A 14,776-nucleotide genomic window follows, 5' to 3' on the forward strand; every position below is an offset into this window, starting at 1 on the left:
GTAAGTAGTCTTGATTCTGGAGTAGGTAGTCTTGAGTCTGGGGTAGGCAGTCTTGATTCTGGAGTAGGTAGTCTTGAGTAGCTTGAGTAGGTTCGCTTGAAGACGCACTTCTGAAAAGGCGCTTCTGGAGAGGCAACTCGGAGAAGTACGCCGGAAGAGGCGCTTGAAGATACGTACCGGACATGGCTCTATAATTCGTCTGAACACGCTTAGTATGCACGTGTTAGGTACTCCGTTGCGTTCCCTCTGTTGCATAATTATGCACAAAAGTGTATAATTACATCGAGGTGAACGATTATGAAAATCGCGTTTGACAATGCTTTGCCGGACAAAGCGAAGGTGGCGACTTTGATCGAAGCGAGCGGTCTTGAGGGCCATTGGGACGCCAACCGCTTTTTTGACGCGTATCCCGAGCAATGCCGCTTCATTTCCGCTTACGACCGCGACGAGCTTGTAGGCGTCGGCCGGATCGTCGACGGCGGGGAAGCCGGCGACGGAGACGGTGCGAACAGCCGGCTCGACATCGTCGTTTTGCCCGACTACCGGAATCGCGATATCGTCGGAACGATTTTCAAGCTGCTGAAGCGCCGTCGGTCTCTGCTTGCCAAGCGGGCATGATGCCGGATCGGCAGACCGTCACATACAATCCCCGGAAAAGCCGCGGAACAAGCGGCGAAGCCATCCGACGCTTGCGCGTCAAGCGTGGCCTCGACCGCGCAACCCCGGCCCGTTCCGGGGTTATTTTGCTTTGCTTCGCCCTTGAATTGGTGTATAGTGGTTTTAACGTTTTTTTCAGCGATTATGGGGAAATCCGCGAACCGTACAGGAGGTACACTCGACATGGAAGAATTGAAGCTGAAAGTGCTTGAGTTGCTGAAGGAAGACGCTCGTCGGACCCCGGATCTGGTGGCAACGATGCTTGGCGTCGATGTCGAAGAGGTCCGGCGAGCGATTAAGGAGATGGAAGCGGAGCATATCATCGTCAAGTACGCTACCGTCGTCAATTGGAGCAAGGTCGACGACGAGAAGGTGACCGCGCTGATCGAGGTGCAAATTACGCCCGAACGCGGCCGCGGCTTCGACGCGATTGCCGAACGCATCTATCTCCACCCCGAAGTGAAATCCGTATATTTGATGTCCGGCGCTTACGACCTTCTGGTCGAGGTTGAGGGGAAAAATTTGAAGGAAGTCGCTTCGTTCGTGTCGAGCAAGCTGTCGCCGATCGAAAGCGTGCTTTCCACGAAAACGCACTTCATCTTAAAAAAATATAAGCAGGACGGGATCATCTTCGAAGATCACGTCGAAGATTTCCGGATGCATATCTCTCCATAATGATCATAAAGGAAGATTCGGATGATTAAACAGGAACAGGTAAAAACGGAAACGGTCCGTGAGACGAAATCGATGACGCGGTTTTTGAATCCGCTCGTACGCGATATGCCGCCATCGGGCATTCGCAAATATTTTGATTTGGCCAGCGGCAACAAAGAAATAATTTCGCTCGGCGTAGGCGAGCCGGATTTCGTCACGCCTTGGCACGTCCGCGAAGCGGCGGTCGCCTCGCTCGAACGGGGACGGACGACTTACACCCCGAACGCCGGTCTGCCGGAGCTGCGCGAAGCGATTGGCGAATATTTGCACAACCAGTTCGATGTCACCTATGAGCCGAAGAACGAAATTATGGTGACGATCGGCGGCAGCGAAGCGATCGATCTGGCGCTCCGTACGTTCATCTGTCCGGGGGACGAGGTGCTGGTGCCTGAGCCATGCTACATTCCGTATTCGCCGATTACGACGATTACGGGCGGCGTGCCGGTCGGCATCGAGACGTTCGCCAAGGACAATTTCAGGCTGACGCCGGAAGCGCTCCGCGCCAAGCTGACGCCGCGTTCGAAGGTGCTCATTCTATGCTACCCGAGCAATCCGACCGGCGGGATCATGAGCTACGAGGATTTGCTGCCGATCGCGAAAATCGCCGAAGAGCACGATCTGATCGTCATCTCCGACGAAATATATGCCGAGCTGACGTACGGCACGCGGCATGTATCGATCGCCTCCTTGCCCGGCATGAAAGACCGGACCATACTGGTCAGCGGCTTCTCCAAAGCGTTCGCGATGACCGGCTGGCGGATGGGATATGCTTGCGGCCATCCGGAGATTATATCGGCCATGCTGAAAATCCATCAGTATACCGTCATGTGCGCCCCGGTCATGGGCCAGGTCGCGGCCTACGAGGCGCTGACGAAAGGGCTCGAGGAAAAGGACCGGATGATCGAGTCGTACAATCAGCGGCGCCGTCTGGTCGTAAAGGGCTTTCGCGAAATCGGTCTCGAATGCCACGAGCCGCAAGGAGCTTTTTACTTATTTCCTTCGATTGCGTCTACGGGACTATCTTCCGACGAATTCTGCGAACGGCTGCTCCGGGAAGGCAAAGTGGCCACCGTGGCCGGGCACGTGTTCGGATTGGGAGGGGAAGGCTTCATCCGCTGCTCCTACGCGTCGTCGGTTTCCCAGCTTCAAGAGGCGATTCACCGTATCGACGGATTCCTGAACAAGCTGAAGACGGAAGCTTGACTGCAACGTTCGCAGTTGTAAAAGGATTACACTTTCTCCAGTTCCTTTGATATAATGGGAATAACTCGCATTTGCAAACAGCCGCAACATTCAATCCAAGGAGGGATGGGCAACGATGGTCATGGATGTCGAATTCGGCAATGATTCGCACAGTGCCGCCACGGACATCGGCAATGCTCTACGACCGCTGCGATGGCCCAGCCGCCTCAAACGGAAGTCCCTACCGGGCGCAGCGTACGCTGCCACCGCTTTGGAGGATGAAATAGCGAGCTTGCGCCGCAGGATGGAAGATGCTTTTGTGCAATGCGATTCCTTGACTTCAGAGCCGGTTATGGAAATTAGCCGGATGCTGGATGCGAAAATTAACGAGTATATGAAAGCCGTACGGAAGAACTAGGGCGACCTGGTTCTTTTTTTTGTGGCTTCGGCAAGTCAGGCGGCTGCCGCTCTCGGACGATAGACGGAGGTTACGACGAATGGATTTGAATCATTGGAGGCTGATTTACGAGAACCCGCTCTCATCGCCGAAGGACGTGGAGCGGTTCCGGCAGAGCGTCGTTCACGATAGCTTGACCGTTTCGCAAACCAATCTCCCGTCTCTGCATGAGCGGATCGGCGGCGGCAAGCCGAAAGTCCCGGACCAGCACGGCGTGTCCTTCGAAACTTTCGTTTCTGTTTTTCGCATGCTATCATAGAAGGGTGATGGACTGCGGAGTGGAGGGAAGACATACAGATGAAAGCAAAATGGGGCAGGGGCGGTGTGCTGGCGGCGGTGCTTGTTTTGCTGCTGGCGGTGGCGACCGCATGCGGGGGGCCGAAGGCGGACGTATCCGTTTTTATGATGTTCCCGCAAAATTCGCCGTTCAACAAGCAGGACGAGGTGAAAAACGCGCTACAGGCGAAAATCGGCGAAGCGCCGACCGTAACCGTTTCGATCAGCCCGATGTTCGAGCCGCAAAAAATGTTTGTCGAGCTGGCTGCCGGCGATCACGGCGTGTTCGTGCTGCCGAAGGAGCAATTCGACGGCTTCAAAAAAGAAGGCGGCTTCGTGCCGCTGGACGACATATTGAAGAAGGAAGATTTCCCGAGCGGCGTGCATGACGGGCAGCTCGTGGGCATTCCGCTCAAAGATTCGAAGCTGCTGAAGGACGCGGGCTACAAAGGCGAGGAGATCTTCGCGTTCGTCACGCAACGGGTGAAGGATAAAGAGAAGGCGAAGCAAGTGCTGAAAGTGATGGCGGAAAAATAGAAGGAAGGGCCGTGCCGGTAGGCGCGGCCTTTTTGATCCCATGCGAATGCGTACGTATTCCCTCGCCATGATGGAATGTTGTGCATATAACCCGACCTATTGAGCCATACTATTTTCCAATATTAGTTAGCCAATCGAAACAGGGTGAACTCCGATGAGCAGGGAAACTTCGGATGCTTCCAAAGCAAACGGAACGGCGGATAGCTGCGGAACGTCCATCGGGAATCGGGAACGGCAAGGGGACGGACCGAAACGGCCGATTTCCGATCGACTGGAGGATAATGTCGGTTACTTGGAAACCGTATTCGCAAACAGCTGCGACGTCGTTTTCAATAGGGGGACATACGGTTCCGAGCCGCAGCGCACGGCTTGCTCGGTTTATTACGAGTCGCTTGTCGAAACCCGGAAGATGAATGCTATAAAAGCATCGCTTCAAGATATAGTCCCTCCTGAAGCGGGTACCGGAATGGCGGTCGATTCGGAGCAAATCAAATCCTTCATCGGCCGTCAAGGGATTACCGACAATCAAGCGACCCTAATTGACGACTTGGAAGTTGCGGTAGAACATATTTCGAGCGGACATGTCGTCATCTTCTTTCATAGCTGGAACACAGCTTTATCCTACAGCGCGCTTTCCGTCGAGAGCAGGCAGGTCCAGGAACCGATCAACGAGGCGACCGTTATGGGGCCGAAGGAAAGTACGGTCGAAAACCTGCAGATCAATATCAATCTCCTTCGTCTTCGCCTGAGAACCCCCAAATTTAAAATAGAATCGATTACGGCGGGCGGAATGACGAGAACGGCTGTCGTTTACGGCTATATCGAAGGCCGCGCGGATCCCGAAATGCTGTCGGAATTCAAAAGAAGAATCGAGCAAGTCAAGCAGGTTGAAATATTGGAATCGACCTATATCGAGCAGTTGATCGAAGATTCGACCTGGTCGCCCTTTCCCCAACACCGGTATACGGAACGTCCGGATGTAGCGGTGGCTGCCATGCTGGACGGCAAGATTGCGGTTCTTGTGCAAGGCACGGGCGGTATTTTGCTATGTCCGGGCTTGTTTACGGAATTTTTCCAATCCAGCGAAGATTATTATCAAAGAACGGTTATTTCCACGATGATCCGATGGCTTCGGATAGTCGCTTTTATTTTGGCTTTGACACTGCCCAGTATTTACATTGCTCTATCGACCTTTCATCCGGAACTGATTCCTACGGTACTGCTGCTGGCGATCGTCGATTCGAGGGAAGGCATACCGCTGCCGGCTTTCTTTGAAGCGCTCGTTATGGAATTTTTCTTCGAGCTGCTGCGGGAGGCGGGAGTAAGGCTGCCGAGGCCGATCGGCTCGGCGGTCAGCATCGTGGGGGCGCTTGTCATCGGGGAAGCGGCGATCAACGCCGGCATCGCCTCGCCGAACATGGTGATCGTCGTTGCTCTGACCGGCATCGCTTCGTTTGCGATTCCCCAATACAGCATCGCCATTGCGCTGCGGATATTAAGATTTCCGCTTATGGCATGCGCGGCGGTAATGGGAGGCTTCGGGATGATGGTTTGCTTTCTGTTCATTTTGCTTCATCTTTGCAAGCTTCGTTCGCTTGGACAACCGTACCTGGCGACACTCGCTCCGTTTCGGTTCGCCCAATTGCGGGACGTTATCGTGAGGGCTCCGTTAAAAGTGTTGCTGCGGTCGACACGCAAACCTATTCAAAAACCGGTCAAGTAGCCCGACGATATATCCGAGAAGGAGGGGCCATGAAAAAAATTGCGGTTCTGTTTTTGCTCTCGGCCCTCCTTCCTGCCCTTGCCGGCTGTTGGAACAAATACGAGCTGGATCAGTTCGGTTTTGTAATGGCGGTCGCTCTGGATCAAGGGGAAGACGGAAATCTCGATTTGACGACTCTCTTGTACCGTCCCGCTTCCAGCAAAGGCGGCCAAGGTGGAAGAGGATCGGAAAAGCAATCCTCGAACATTTTGATCAAGACGACGGATGATTCTCTTTTTGAAGCGATTCGCGACATACCGCTCAAATTGGGAAGAAAAGCGCAGTGGGGTCATATGCGCGCCATTTTGATCGGAGAGAAGCTGGCCATGTCGGCCGATGTCGGCAAGCTGATCGATTTTTTTTACCGGGATCACGAGCCGAGACATTCGACATCCATCTTGATTGCCAAGGGCCGTGCGGATCGAATATTGCAAAATGAACCGGTCATCGAGGAGACGACGGGCCAGCAGCTTTTGCTGACCTCGCAAGTGGCCCATAAAAATTCCGCCAAATCCATCGAAACTACGCTGCTCGATTTGGCGCTGCAGTTGAACAGCCCGCAAAACGATACCTTCATTGCCTACATCTATGAAGATCCGATAGAAACGGGCATGTTCACCGCGGCAGGTCTCGCCCTCCTCAAGAATGGAAAAATGAAGGGCATTGTGCCCGCGGATAAAGTGGAGGGTCTCGCCATGCTGAGAGACGAGTATAAATCCGGAATTGTCGAAATCCGCTGCCCGGGCAAACCAGGCGAAATAGAGACGGTTGAAATTCTTTCCCTGTCAACCAAACTGAAACCGAAGCTGAGGGAGGACAAGGTTGCCGTACAAATCAAGACGGAGGTGGACGGGGGAGTCGGCGAATTGAAATGTACCGAAATCAAAACAAGGGAGGATGAAGCCGAATTTGTCGGCAAATTGGAAAAAGCGATCAAACGGCAAATGATGACGACGATTCGTTATCTCCAATCGGAACAAACGGATGTTATAGGGATAGGAAACAAGATTTTCAGGATGGATCCCGACAAATGGAAAACGATGAAGAAGACGTGGGAGCGGCAATTTGCCGAGATCCCTTTCGATATTCAAGTCGAGTTGAAGCTCTTGACATCCGGAACGATAATCAGCAAACCGGCTGTATGGAAAGAGACCGAATAAAACGGAGGTTCCGATGTGAAAGAACGTATCATTGTCATGTTGATTGCCTTCGGTTCGATTGTTCTGTGCAACAAATCGTACTGGAAAAGCGGGATGAACAAGAGGGAGAGGTCCGTTTCTATCATCCTTATGCTCATTGCTTTATACCTGGGTATCCAATATGCGGCGAATCTGAATATGCTCGGGCTTTATGAGCTGGTTGATCTAGTATTTACCGATACGGCCCTGACGATCGATAAGTGGCTGACGGTGTCCGAATAATGATTGTGCCGTTGCGGAGGAGATACTGTGAACGAACAGGAAACGGTTAGTCCCCGGCAAATGGGCGTTCTTTTTTTTGCCTATATGACCGGCTCTTCCATCATCAACATCCCGGCACCGCTAATCGGCAAAGCGGAGAATGGCGCGTGGCTGTCGATCCTGATGTCCGGCGGAATCGGAATGGGGTTGTTGGCCTGCATCCTTTATTTGTACCGGAAATATCCGCATATGTCCTACGTAGATTACAGCCGCAAGCTGATCGGGGTATGGCCGACCGCGATCCTATCCGTGCTCCCGCTGCCGTATATGATCCATATGCTGACGGGGATCGTTCTGGATATCGGACTGTTCATGAGAAGCTCGATGATGAGAGAAACGCCGGTTTATGCGTTTTCCTTTCCGGTCCTGCTGCTGTCGGCCTTGACCGTCCGGGCCGGTATTGAAGTCATGGCCAGAATGTTTGCCTTGATTTTGCTGTTGGTCATCTTTTTTATCGGCTCGGTTCTGCTATTCGTCGCGACCGATTATAACCCGGCTTATCTGATCCCGGTTATGCCGGACGGGATAAAACCGGTGCTGAACGGCGCTTTTTTCACGTACGGCTTTCCATATGCCGAATGCTTTCTGTTCGTTATGCTTCTTCCGTTCGTTCGCGAGAACTCGACCGGTGAAGTAAAGAGGTCCATGAATGCAGCATTGATTCTGAACATTTTTACGTTATGTATTTCTACCGTTTGCACGATCATGATATTCGGTCCGCTCGCCGGGGTGAAGAAGTACTCCTTGTACGAAATTGCCCGTACGATCGAAGTTCAGGAGATTATTTCGAGGATTGAGTCGGTTATCGGCATGTCGCTTATTTCCGGTTCCTATATGAAAACGACGATTACGCTATATGGGGTAAGCCTGTTCGTCTCGCAGTTGTGCAAGCTGAACGACCATCGGACCATTGTGATGCCGCTCGCGCTCATCGTTTTTTTGTATACGCTGGTCGGCTTTGAATCGGCCCAACAGTGGGTGGACATCATATCGATCGTTCATCCGATATGGGGATCGGTCGCGTATGTGTTTCCGCTTATTTTGATAACGGTTATCGCTTTGTTCAAAAGAAAGTCGGGCGGGAGTTATCGGTGACGGGATTTTAAGCCCGAGACGTGCTGAATAGTAAGGGGACGGGTCGTGCCGGCAGGCGCGGCCTTTTTGTTCCGGTGTCGAATCCGGGATCGAATCGAATACACGGATGAGGCTTCCCGCACAGGCGGAAAGTTTTTTGTTTAAGTCCGTTTTTCTGATTGACCGGCGGACGGCGACACGACGCCATCGGTCGGCAAGGGCGGCTTGTTTGCTTTTGCCAATACGGCTCCGACCCTTGTCACGATGCTCGATGACGGAATGAACAACCAGACGATCGTAGTCAGGCTCGCGGTTAATACGACGATCGTGTATGGAGCCTCCACGATCCGGACGAAAGGCAATGTCGACATTGTCGGTGCAAATTCGAATCAGTTCATAACCTTTAAATGGATATCGGGCATTTGGTTCGAAATATCAAGAAGCTTTTAAGCAGCAAGGGCAGAGCGCATACGGAAAGCGATGGCGGGAAAGGAAAGGCAAAAGCCGTGCCGGTGGGCACGGCTTTTGCCGGCCGCATGGACCATAGCGGTTACCGGTCGATACCCGGCAGCAAGCCGGGAATATGCTCCCGCCCGTACTGCACGATGAAATCGTCCAGCTTCTCGGTTTCCCCATTCGGCTTATACCGGTCGGCCCCGAATTGCAAATCGCTGCTGTATGCCAAGGTTTGATTCCCGACTTCGAGGTGAATCTTGTACAAATACCCGGAAGTGCGCTCCGGGCCTTCGCATGGTTGCAGGACCAAGAGGCGCAAGTGCCTGTGTACGATTAAGCCGATTGTATACGAATCTTCGATCGTCAGCCGGCTGCCGTCCCCGTAACGGACTTCGATTTTCGCGACTTGCTCCAAATCGCTGCCGAGGATGGAAGTCACCGGAATATAAGGGTCCTCCTCTTCCGGTTGGTCCGTAACGCTGAGCTCCAGAAGCTCGGTTTGGCCGGGATAGCTACTCAGGATTATGCCGTAGCTCCATGCCTCGACCCGCTGGCCGAGCGCCAAATCCCGAAATGTCAGTTCCTTGCGATCCGAGGCCCGCACAATGATCCCGTCCTCGTACATTTTGGCCCAGACCGCGCCGGGTGCACCGTTAGGCAGTCTGTTGACGGCATCGACGATCAGCACGCGACCGAGAGCCTCGTCGATGGCCGTGATGCGACCTTCGATCTCCGGCTGCTCGGGCGAGGAATAAGGCTCGAGGACAAGCGGAAAAGGGCGGCCTGCCGCAGCGTACAGCGCATTTCCGAGACTCTCCAGCCGTTTTCCGTCCGGCTGCTCGCGGTGGTTGTAACGGTTGCGCACCATGACGCGCAGCGCTCCATCCCGTACATAAATCCCCATAGGCTGCAGCGACTCGGCCGCGAATGTGTCCTGAAGCATGATGACGCGACTGTAAATGTCTTGCAGCTCTTGTTCGCTTAGTGCGGGCGGAGCGTCGACGGTAGCCGCTTGCCGCGCCGACGCCGTAATGCCGAGTGCGAGCGCGATCGACAGGATGACTTGAAGCACGGTCGATCCCTCCTTTTGAGCGCGGGTTTCATTTACCTGATTATGTAGACGTTTGCTCCCTTCAATAGTTGTTTAATAATGGAAAAATTTCCGTGAAAGACTTCTCCCATCCGATGCGAATATTCCCCGTGAAGCTCCGCCCCGATGCAAAATCTATTGTCAGAAGCCCGGATTTGGCCTATAATCGATCCGTAAGCCGGATGCAAGGCTTGCCAAGTTTTGCGAAATACCGGAATTGTCCAACAGGTGCCCGAACGTGTCAGGCGATCGGGTTAAAAGGGAAGTCGGTGAGAATCCGACACGGTCCCGCCACTGTGAAATAGGAGCTTTCTCACGATGCCACTGTCCGAGCCCCGGACGGGAAGGCGGGAAAGCTGCGCACAATTGTCGTGCACCTATGAGTCAGGAGACCTGCCTGTATGGCGTAGCATAAGGAATCCTTCGAGGAAAAGGAACCGGCTCATTCGGGAAAGTGATCTCATTCGTGCCCATCGTGCGATTGCCCGTATTTGCTGATCCCCCATCCTTCCAATAGGATGGGGTTTTCTTTGTGGAGGAATAGCGGGGGAAAAAGGAGAGGGAAACGAATGAAAAAATTGGGAATGCTGCTAATGGCGCTCGCCCTGTCGCTTGCGGTCGCGGCTTGCGGTCAGAGCAAGCCGGCGGAAGGCGTCAAGGAGCCGGTACAGGCATCCGGGGGAGCGGCCAAAGCCGGAAGCGAGACTACGGGCAAAAGGACGACATATCCGCTAACGATCAAGGACGGCTCCGGCAAGGAATTTACGTTCGCGAAGGCGCCGCAGCGGATCGTATCGCTCTCGCCGACGGAGACGGAGGTGCTGTTCGCGCTCGGACTCGGCGATAAAATCGTCGGCGTATCCAATCTGGACGATTATCCCGAAGAGGCGAAGAGCAAGCCGAAGATGGGCGATCTGCAGGGGAACGCGGAATCGATTATCGCGGCCAGTCCGGATATCGTGTTCGCCGGGCTGTCGCTGAACAAAAACTCGGTAACGAAGCTGAACGACCTGAAGATGAACTTGTTCCAGACGAACCCGAAGACGGTCGACGAGGCGATGGAACGCGTGATCCTGTTCGGTCTCATTAACGACAAGCAGGAGCAGGCGGAAAAGGTCGTCGCGGAGATGAAGAAAGAAAAGCAGCAGGTCGTCGACGCGTTGAAAAGCTTGAAGCCGGAGCAAAAGAAAAAAGTATACATCGAATTTTCTCCGGGCTGGACGGTCGGCAAGGGCGAGTTTCTGGACGACATGATCACTCTCGCGGGCGGAATCAACGTAGCGTCCGATCTGCAGGGCTGGAAGCAAATCAGCGAGGAGAAAATCATTCAGGCGAACCCGGACGTCATCTTCTTCGCGAAGGGCGTGCCCGATCTGGAGAAGACGATCCGCGGACGGGGCGGTTGGGACAAGATCGCCGCGATCCAGGGCGGCAAGGTGGTCGGGCTTGACGACAATTTGCTGTCGCGTCCTGGACCGCGCATTACGAAGGCGCTCGTCGATATGGCCAAAGCGCTGCATCCGGATCTGGTGAAATAAGATGAAGCGAAGGCTGTTTGTATGGGGAGTGGCGGGCTTGCTGCTCCTTCTTCTTTCCGTCGTCGTCAGCTTGTCGCTCGGGTCCGCGCATATTCCGGTTGCGCAAGTGTGGGGCGTGCTGCTCAAGCAGATCCCTTATATAGGAAGCTCCGTTCCGGTCACGTGGCCCGAATCGTCGGAGCAAATCATTATGAAGGTCCGGCTGCCGAGAATCGTGCTCGGGATATTGATCGGCGCCGCCTTGTCCGTTGCGGGGGCCGGGTTCCAGGGCGTGCTGCGCAATCCGCTCGCCGATCCGTACACGCTCGGCGTCGCCTCGGGGGCATCGGTCGGGGCCGCCTTCCTGATCTCGTTCGGACTCCACTATGCGCTGTTCGGCATGTGGTCGATTCCGATCGTGGCGTTCGCCACCGGACTCGCGACGCTATGGGTCGTCTTCCGGCTGGCCGGCGTTCAAGGCCGCTTTCGCACGGAGACGGTCATCTTGTCCGGGGTAGTCGTCTCTTCCTTTCTTAGCGCAATCGTATCCTTCATGGTCGCCCTGAATTCGGACAAGATCGTCAACGAAATCTTATTCTGGCTCATGGGCAGTCTCGCGCTGAGGGGATGGCCCTACACGACGGTGATCCTGCCGTACTTGCTGATCGGGGCGGTCGTGCTCATCGCCTTCGCCCGTTCGCTTAACCTGTTCGCGCTCGGGGAACGGCATGCCGCGCATCTGGGGGTGCGCGTGGAGCGGACGAAATGGATCGTGCTGCTCGTCTCGACCGTATTGACCTCCGCCGCCGTCTCGGTATGCGGGGTCATCGGCTTCGTCGGTCTCATTACGCCGCATCTGGTCCGGCTGATGGTCGGCCCGGATTACCGGCTGCTCATTCCTTTGTCGCTGCTGTTCGGCGGCATATACGTGCTGTGGGCCGATACGCTCGCCCGCATGGTGCTCAGTCCGACGGAAATTCCGCTCGGCGTCGTCACCGCTTTTCTCGGGGCGCCGTTCTTCGCTTATTTGTTATCCAGACAAAAGAAGTTGTTGAAAGGTTGATCGTATGATCGAGGTGAATCGTCTGTCGAAATCGTTCGACGGCAGAACTGTCGTAAACGAAGTGTCGTTTGCCGTAGCCAAAGGGGAGACGCTGGGCATCATCGGGCCGAACGGGAGCGGCAAGTCGACGCTGCTCAAGCTCGTATCCGGCGTGGACCAGCCCGATTCGGGAGATATCCGGCTGCAGGATAAGGCGCTGAAAGCCTATTCGCGCAAGGAGCTGGCCCGGATGATCGCGGTGCTGCAGCAGGATGCGCTGCCGCCGATCGGCTTTACCGTGCGCGAGGTGCTCGAAATGGGCCGTTTTCCGTTCCAAAACTGGCTCGGCGAAGAGGCGGAGGACCAATCGGGCTTCATTGACGGCATATTGGAGCATTTGCGACTCGCGCCGTTCGCGTCCCGGACGCTCGAGCATTTGAGCGGGGGGGAGCGCCAGCGCGTGGCGCTGGGCAAGGTGATGGCGCAGCAGCCGAGACTGCTGCTGCTGGACGAGCCGACGACCTATCTCGACATCGGCTACCAGATGCAGATGATGGATACGGTGCGCCGCTGGCAGACGGAGGAGGAGCTGACGGTAGTCGCCGTCCTCCACGATTTGAATTTGGCCGCGCAATATTGCGACCGGCTGCTGCTCATCCACCAAGGCCGAATCGTCAAGATCGGCACGCCGTGGGAGGTGCTGGAACGTTCCCTCATCAAGGAGGTATACGAGACGGAACCGATCGTAACGTCCCATCCGGTGACGGGAGCCCCGCAATTGCTGCTGCAGCCGGGAGAATCGGCGTTTTATCGTTCGGGACGCGAGACGGCCGGACCGGTTTCGTAGTAAACTAGCAGGAGGAGGAAACCGATCATGGAGCTTTTGTCCGTATTGAAGCAAACGGTCGAACGCATTCGCGGCTTGGACGAAACCGCGATGCGGGATGCCGAGCATAGAATCGACAGGTTGACGAAGCCTCCGGGCAGCCTCGGCAGGCTCGAGGAGATCGCCAGACAGATGGCGGGCATCACCGGCGAGCTGCGTCCGGACTTGTCCGGCAAGGCGGTCATCGTGATGGCGGGGGATCACGGCGTATGCGCGGAAGGCGTCAGCGCGTTCCCGGCCGAGGTGACGCCGCAGATGGTATTGAACTTCCTGAACGGGGGGGCGGCGGTCAACGTGCTGTCGCGGCACGTCGGCGCGGACGTCGTATGCGTCGATATCGGCGTAAATGCCGACTTGAGCCACCCGAACCTGGTCGTCCGCAAAATCAGGAAAGGAACGGACAACATCGCGGCCGGACCGGCGATGAGCCTGGACGAAGCGGTGCGGTCGATCCGGACCGGCGTCGAAATCGTTGACGATCTGGCGGCCCGCGGCTACCGGTTGTTCGCTACGGGCGAGATGGGAATCGGCAACACGACTCCGAGCTCGGCGCTGCTCGCGGCGTTGACCGGCATGGACATCGAATCGGTCGTGGGTCGGGGAACGGGAATCGGCGACGAGGCGCTCCGGCACAAAAGGGATGTCATCCGTCGGGCGCTCGACACGAACCGGCCGAATGCGGAAGATCCGCTGGATACGCTGGCCAAAGTAGGCGGCTTCGAGATCGCCGGTCTGGTGGGTGTCATTCTGGGCGCGGCGGCGAACCGCTGTCCGGTCGTCATAGACGGGTTCATATCGTCGGCGGCCGCGCTTGTCGCCTCGCGCATCGCGCCTTTGTCGGCGGCATACATGCTGCCGTCGCATTTGTCCCATGAGCGCGGGCACCGATTGCTGATGGAGCATATCGGCTTGCAGCCGATTTTGCAGATGGATATGCGGCTGGGCGAAGGGACGGGAGCGGTCATGGCTTTTCCGATCGTGGAGGCGGCGGTGAAGCTGATGAACGAGATGGCTACGTTCGAAAGCGCGGGCGTATCGGAGAAGTAAAGCGAGCTGCGGGAGACGGCGGGAGGAGAAGCAAGCATGCGGATCATGGTGACAGGCGGTGCCAGAAGCGGAAAAAGCTCGTTCGCGGAACGATACGCGGCCCATCTGGGGAAGCAGGGCGTCTATATCGCCACCGCGCAGCCTTTCGACGACGAGATGGCGGCCAGACTGGCGCTGCACAGGGGGCGTCGGGACGCCTCGGGGTTTGCGTGGTCAACCGTCGAGCAATCGTTTGATGTTGCTGATTTTTTGCGCGAATACGAGCCGGCTGAAGGAGACGTCGTCCTGATCGACTGCTTGACGCTGTGGCTGTCCAACTGGGTGCTCCGGTTTGAGCGGGAGGCCGACATGGACAAGCGGGTCGGCGAACGGGTGGACGAGCTGGCCGATGCGTTAAGCCGGTATGAGGGAACGGTACTGCTCGTGACGAACGAAGTAGGCAGCGGCATCGTGCCGGAGTACAAGCTCGGCCGGGTGTACCGCGATTTGGCCGGACGGATGAATCAGCGGATCGCGGAAGCGTGCGACGAGGCGTTTCTCGTGACGAGCGGCATACCGGTCGAGCTGAAACGGCTGGCGTTTCGGTTCTAGCCGGAACGGGCGAAGGAGAGGGAGTCGG

General features: G+C 55.8%; 18 protein-coding genes and 1 riboswitch. Of the genes, 17 read left to right on the top strand and 1 reads right to left on the bottom strand.

Annotated elements, in window-relative coordinates; translation table 11 throughout:
- From FE784_RS42960 to FE784_RS26820, 12 genes are all read left to right on the top strand, one after another.
- Positions 1–81: hypothetical protein (locus tag FE784_RS42960; RefSeq protein ID WP_218103820.1), on the top strand; the 81-nt coding region annotated here is incomplete at its 5' end.
- Positions 82–297: 216 nt separating this feature from the next.
- Positions 298–618, top strand: coding sequence for a hypothetical protein (locus FE784_RS26770; RefSeq protein ID WP_139605325.1), 321 nt, complete (start codon positions 298–300; stop codon positions 616–618).
- A gap of 222 nt (positions 619–840) precedes the next feature.
- The gene (locus FE784_RS26775; RefSeq protein ID WP_139605326.1) at positions 841–1,332 is read left to right on the top strand and encodes an Lrp/AsnC family transcriptional regulator; all 492 of its coding nucleotides are present in this window, start codon (positions 841–843) and stop codon (positions 1,330–1,332) included.
- A 21-nt stretch (positions 1,333–1,353) separates the two neighbouring features.
- On the top strand, positions 1,354–2,574 hold the full coding sequence (locus FE784_RS26780; protein ID WP_139605327.1) for an aminotransferase class I/II-fold pyridoxal phosphate-dependent enzyme: 1,221 nt from the start codon (positions 1,354–1,356) through the stop codon (positions 2,572–2,574).
- A gap of 115 nt (positions 2,575–2,689) precedes the next feature.
- Positions 2,690–2,971 carry an aspartyl-phosphate phosphatase Spo0E family protein gene (locus FE784_RS26785; RefSeq protein ID WP_246132197.1) on the top strand — a complete coding sequence of 94 codons (282 nt, stop codon included), beginning with the start codon at positions 2,690–2,692 and terminating at the stop codon, positions 2,969–2,971.
- A gap of 79 nt (positions 2,972–3,050) precedes the next feature.
- On the top strand, positions 3,051–3,269 hold the full coding sequence (locus FE784_RS26790; protein ID WP_139605328.1) for a hypothetical protein: 219 nt from the start codon (positions 3,051–3,053) through the stop codon (positions 3,267–3,269).
- Positions 3,270–3,307: 38 nt separating this feature from the next.
- Positions 3,308–3,823 carry a type 2 periplasmic-binding domain-containing protein gene (locus FE784_RS26795; RefSeq protein ID WP_139605329.1) on the top strand — a complete coding sequence of 172 codons (516 nt, stop codon included), beginning with the start codon at positions 3,308–3,310 and terminating at the stop codon, positions 3,821–3,823.
- 154 nt (positions 3,824–3,977) lie between these two features.
- Positions 3,978–5,546 (top strand): spore germination protein, encoded by a 1,569-nt coding sequence (locus tag FE784_RS26800; RefSeq protein ID WP_139605330.1) that lies wholly within the window; start codon positions 3,978–3,980, stop codon positions 5,544–5,546.
- Between the two features lie 29 nt (positions 5,547–5,575).
- Positions 5,576–6,745, top strand: coding sequence for a Ger(x)C family spore germination protein (locus tag FE784_RS26805; protein WP_139605331.1), 1,170 nt, complete (start codon positions 5,576–5,578; stop codon positions 6,743–6,745).
- A 15-nt stretch (positions 6,746–6,760) separates the two neighbouring features.
- Positions 6,761–7,006, top strand: a complete 246-nt coding sequence (locus tag FE784_RS26810; RefSeq protein WP_139605332.1) for a hypothetical protein — start codon at positions 6,761–6,763, stop codon at positions 7,004–7,006.
- 27 nt (positions 7,007–7,033) lie between these two features.
- Complete coding sequence (locus FE784_RS26815; protein ID WP_139605333.1) at positions 7,034–8,140, top strand: GerAB/ArcD/ProY family transporter; 1,107 nt, start codon at positions 7,034–7,036, stop codon at positions 8,138–8,140.
- Between the two features lie 204 nt (positions 8,141–8,344).
- Complete coding sequence (locus tag FE784_RS26820; RefSeq protein ID WP_139605334.1) at positions 8,345–8,569, top strand: hypothetical protein; 225 nt, start codon at positions 8,345–8,347, stop codon at positions 8,567–8,569.
- A 100-nt stretch (positions 8,570–8,669) separates the two neighbouring features.
- On the opposite strand, the gene FE784_RS26825 is transcribed toward FE784_RS26820, so the two are convergent.
- Positions 8,670–9,647, bottom strand: coding sequence for a hypothetical protein (locus FE784_RS26825; RefSeq protein WP_139605335.1), 978 nt, complete (start codon positions 9,645–9,647; stop codon positions 8,670–8,672).
- A gap of 227 nt (positions 9,648–9,874) precedes the next feature.
- A riboswitch (cobalamin riboswitch) is annotated at positions 9,875–10,080 on the top strand.
- Between the two features lie 154 nt (positions 10,081–10,234).
- Between FE784_RS26825 and FE784_RS26830 the strand changes: the two genes are divergently transcribed.
- From FE784_RS26830 to cobU, 5 genes are read left to right on the top strand one after another with little or no spacing between them, the layout of a single operon-like run.
- Entirely contained in the window at positions 10,235–11,203 is a 969-nt protein-coding gene (locus FE784_RS26830) for an ABC transporter substrate-binding protein (protein WP_139605336.1), read from the top strand.
- 1 nt (position 11,204) lies between these two features.
- Positions 11,205–12,245: a FecCD family ABC transporter permease gene (locus tag FE784_RS26835; protein WP_139605337.1), complete on the top strand. Its 1,041-nt coding sequence runs from the start codon at positions 11,205–11,207 to the stop codon at positions 12,243–12,245.
- Positions 12,246–12,249: 4 nt separating this feature from the next.
- Entirely contained in the window at positions 12,250–13,071 is an 822-nt protein-coding gene (locus FE784_RS26840) for a heme ABC transporter ATP-binding protein (protein ID WP_139605338.1), read from the top strand.
- 27 nt (positions 13,072–13,098) lie between these two features.
- Complete coding sequence (gene cobT, locus FE784_RS26845; RefSeq protein ID WP_139605339.1) at positions 13,099–14,157, top strand: nicotinate-nucleotide--dimethylbenzimidazole phosphoribosyltransferase; 1,059 nt, start codon at positions 13,099–13,101, stop codon at positions 14,155–14,157.
- Between the two features lie 36 nt (positions 14,158–14,193).
- On the top strand, positions 14,194–14,748 hold the full coding sequence (cobU, locus tag FE784_RS26850) for a bifunctional adenosylcobinamide kinase/adenosylcobinamide-phosphate guanylyltransferase (RefSeq protein WP_139605340.1): 555 nt from the start codon (positions 14,194–14,196) through the stop codon (positions 14,746–14,748).
- The last annotated feature ends 28 nt before the right edge of the window (positions 14,749–14,776 follow it).

This window comes from Paenibacillus hemerocallicola (assembly GCF_006265175.1).
Taxonomy (GTDB): domain Bacteria; phylum Bacillota; class Bacilli; order Paenibacillales; family NBRC-103111; genus Paenibacillus_AB; species Paenibacillus_AB hemerocallicola.

Coding starts and splice junctions, on each gene's coding strand:
- FE784_RS26770 (WP_139605325.1), top strand. CDS start 298: ATGAAAATCGCGTTTGACAATGCTTTGCCGGACAAAGCGAAGGTGGCG.
- FE784_RS26775 (WP_139605326.1), top strand. CDS start 841: ATGGAAGAATTGAAGCTGAAAGTGCTTGAGTTGCTGAAGGAAGACGCT.
- FE784_RS26780 (WP_139605327.1), top strand. CDS start 1,354: ATGATTAAACAGGAACAGGTAAAAACGGAAACGGTCCGTGAGACGAAA.
- FE784_RS26785 (WP_246132197.1), top strand. CDS start 2,690: ATGGTCATGGATGTCGAATTCGGCAATGATTCGCACAGTGCCGCCACG.
- FE784_RS26790 (WP_139605328.1), top strand. CDS start 3,051: ATGGATTTGAATCATTGGAGGCTGATTTACGAGAACCCGCTCTCATCG.
- FE784_RS26795 (WP_139605329.1), top strand. CDS start 3,308: ATGAAAGCAAAATGGGGCAGGGGCGGTGTGCTGGCGGCGGTGCTTGTT.
- FE784_RS26800 (WP_139605330.1), top strand. CDS start 3,978: ATGAGCAGGGAAACTTCGGATGCTTCCAAAGCAAACGGAACGGCGGAT.
- FE784_RS26805 (WP_139605331.1), top strand. CDS start 5,576: ATGAAAAAAATTGCGGTTCTGTTTTTGCTCTCGGCCCTCCTTCCTGCC.
- FE784_RS26830 (WP_139605336.1), top strand. CDS start 10,235: ATGAAAAAATTGGGAATGCTGCTAATGGCGCTCGCCCTGTCGCTTGCG.
- FE784_RS26835 (WP_139605337.1), top strand. CDS start 11,205: ATGAAGCGAAGGCTGTTTGTATGGGGAGTGGCGGGCTTGCTGCTCCTT.
- FE784_RS26840 (WP_139605338.1), top strand. CDS start 12,250: ATGATCGAGGTGAATCGTCTGTCGAAATCGTTCGACGGCAGAACTGTC.
- cobT (WP_139605339.1), top strand. CDS start 13,099: ATGGAGCTTTTGTCCGTATTGAAGCAAACGGTCGAACGCATTCGCGGC.
- cobU (WP_139605340.1), top strand. CDS start 14,194: ATGCGGATCATGGTGACAGGCGGTGCCAGAAGCGGAAAAAGCTCGTTC.